This is a genomic window from Psychrobacter sp. FME5 (assembly GCF_014861375.1).
In the GTDB taxonomy this organism is placed as follows: domain Bacteria; phylum Pseudomonadota; class Gammaproteobacteria; order Pseudomonadales; family Moraxellaceae; genus Psychrobacter.
Map to the genome: position 1 here is coordinate 1 of NZ_RRYX01000196.1, position 2,329 is coordinate 2,329.

Annotated in this window: 2 protein-coding genes; both read right to left on the reverse strand. The window is 43.7% G+C overall.

Translation table 11 applies throughout. The features are described from left to right. Window positions 1-316: hypothetical protein (locus EI161_RS14020; RefSeq protein ID WP_192529879.1), on the reverse strand; the 316-nt coding region annotated here is incomplete at its 3' end. Between the two features lie 1,746 nt (window positions 317-2,062). Next, on the reverse strand, window positions 2,063-2,329 hold a 267-nt coding region (locus tag EI161_RS14025), incomplete at its 5' end, for a hypothetical protein (protein ID WP_192529880.1).

Sequence of the window (2,329 nt, forward strand, 5' to 3'; positions counted from 1 at the left end):
GAGTACCTTTTTTATCTTTCGGCTTAAATTTAGGCTGTTTTTGAGCTTTCTGTGAAGTTTCTGCCTTTGCTCGTTGCTCTAAAACCTTAGCACTGTCGTTACTGGTGCGTACCAATGTGCTGTTTAACCACTCCATGAACTGCTGTGAAGGCTTGCTCGGCTTACCCTTGTCTATAATTTCTTGGGATAATCTTTCACCAAAGTATTCTCTAAATATCACATACAGCCAACGACTTTTATAACCCCTAGCATCTTGAATATAGAGAGCATAAGAGTAAAAATCTTTCTTCTCTTGTTCCAATGATCTAATAGTCATTTTTTTAATTCCTTTTTTTTCTTGAGATCCTTTATTTTAAGGGGCTGAGCTTATCTATCTATTCACATTATGTTTTTTATCAAATATCTCTACACTCAATCTGCTGATTGAGTGCTTTTTTTTTATTTGTTTTTTTTCTTAAAAGCCTTATGTTATATAGCCTAGGGGGCTATATAACACTTGACAGAGCCTAAGTTGTTCTCATGCTCTTGGTTCGGCTGGGTTCTGAAATCAGGGAACACTCACCCTAAAGGACTCACAGTTGAAAAACTGCAAATCCTTTAGTGTTGTTACCTTGACGGCGCTTGCTCATGCCCTCGGCACGACTTGGGACACTCATCAGGAGGTCATCACTGTATCAAGCTGACCCTGTTAAGATTACGGCTGATAGCACCGCCTAGACACGCTCTTAACCGCGATTTAAGCCGTTCTTACGCTAGCAAGGGGTAAACCCCAATATACCGCTACAGATACGCTTAAAACGCCACTCATTGCGTTGCTCTTATCCTTTGTCTAGTAACCCCTGTCGGGAGCTTTCGTATCACCCACGCAATGCAGTCGTCGCTGAAGCCTGCCACCCATTGCTAGGGAACAGTTAGAGGACGATAGAGAGGATATAACGATCAAATGAAGAAGTTAGGCGTTTTATATATGGTTTAGACTTGCAAATCAGGCGGTGTGTGTCTTAGAATACACCCAATGGGCTTAATTGCTGGTCAAATAACGCTGTTTAGGAGCTTATTTGGTCGTTACAGGCGCTCTCCAACGTCTGTAACCATTAACGAATATTAAACGACAAAGCCCTTAGCGTGTCAAGCGTTAAGGGCTTTTTCTATGCAAAATTGTTCAACTATTGTTTGTTTTGCTTGGGCTGAGGTCGAGTATTAGCCAAGATCAGGCGGTCTTTTTCGCCTGTCCTGGCTAATGCTGACCCAACAACCAAAGGGCGTTAGTAAATAGAAAATAAAATCGCCTTGTCATACACGTAACCCCTTATCCCTGCTGGGCTAAGGGGTGTTTTTTTATTGATTTGTCTGACGGTGTACCCTCTCACTGTCATACACCTTAGCCCTTATACGGTATGGTCTGTAGCGTTTGCAACCAGTTGCGTAGTGTGTGTATCAATACTTTGCCATCGGCACGATCATCTTTTGCTTTTTTCTTTTGTCTTTTGCTTTTTGCATCGCCCCTAGGCGATGTTAAGCCCCAAAGGGGTGTATTTTCGTCCAGAAAATGCACAGACCATCACCCCAAGTGTGGGCTGCGTGGGGGAGCCGAAATCGTGGTGGCAGTCGTCCAGACTAGCCACAGCTGACCCCTAGGGCTGCGGTAGATTTTGGGGGTGAAACCCGCCGTCAGTAAGCACTGACCTCGGGCGTTTTAACTGCCGCACTTCAAAAGGGCAAAAAACGTACGAGGTCAGTGGTTTTACCACTGGCGGCCGCCAAGTAAATCGGAACAACGTGGAGATTTGCGCTGGAACGCAGTGGAAGGCAACTGAAAAGCGGCAGCGAGGTCGTCCAGACCACGCAAGACAAGGGTAGGGCGTTCAGCCCGTTAGCCTTGTCTGGTGACGTTTTTTAGGCGCAGCGAAGCGTAGTACGCTTTTTTCGGTGTATAAAGTGGTGTATAAAATATTCAGACAACTGGTGATTTTCTGAAATCACCAGATTACACACCAGATTACACACCAGATTACACACCAGATTACACACCACTTTATACACCACTTTATGCACTAGAGTCTTAAAGTAGTTTGGCTTGACCATGCTTTTTAACATAGTCACGCATAAAGGCTCTAACAGCTTGTGATGCGGTAGTATCTTGGTTATCGCAAGCGTGTTTAAATGCTTTTAGCAGGTTTTCATCTACTTTTGCAGTGAATAGCTTGTCTTTATTTGCCTTAGAAATGCTCTTAATTTCATCGTAGATAGCTCTGTCTACCCTAATACGTGCAGGAGTACCTTTTTTATCTTTCGGCTTAAATTTAGGCTGTTTTTGAGCTTTCTGTGA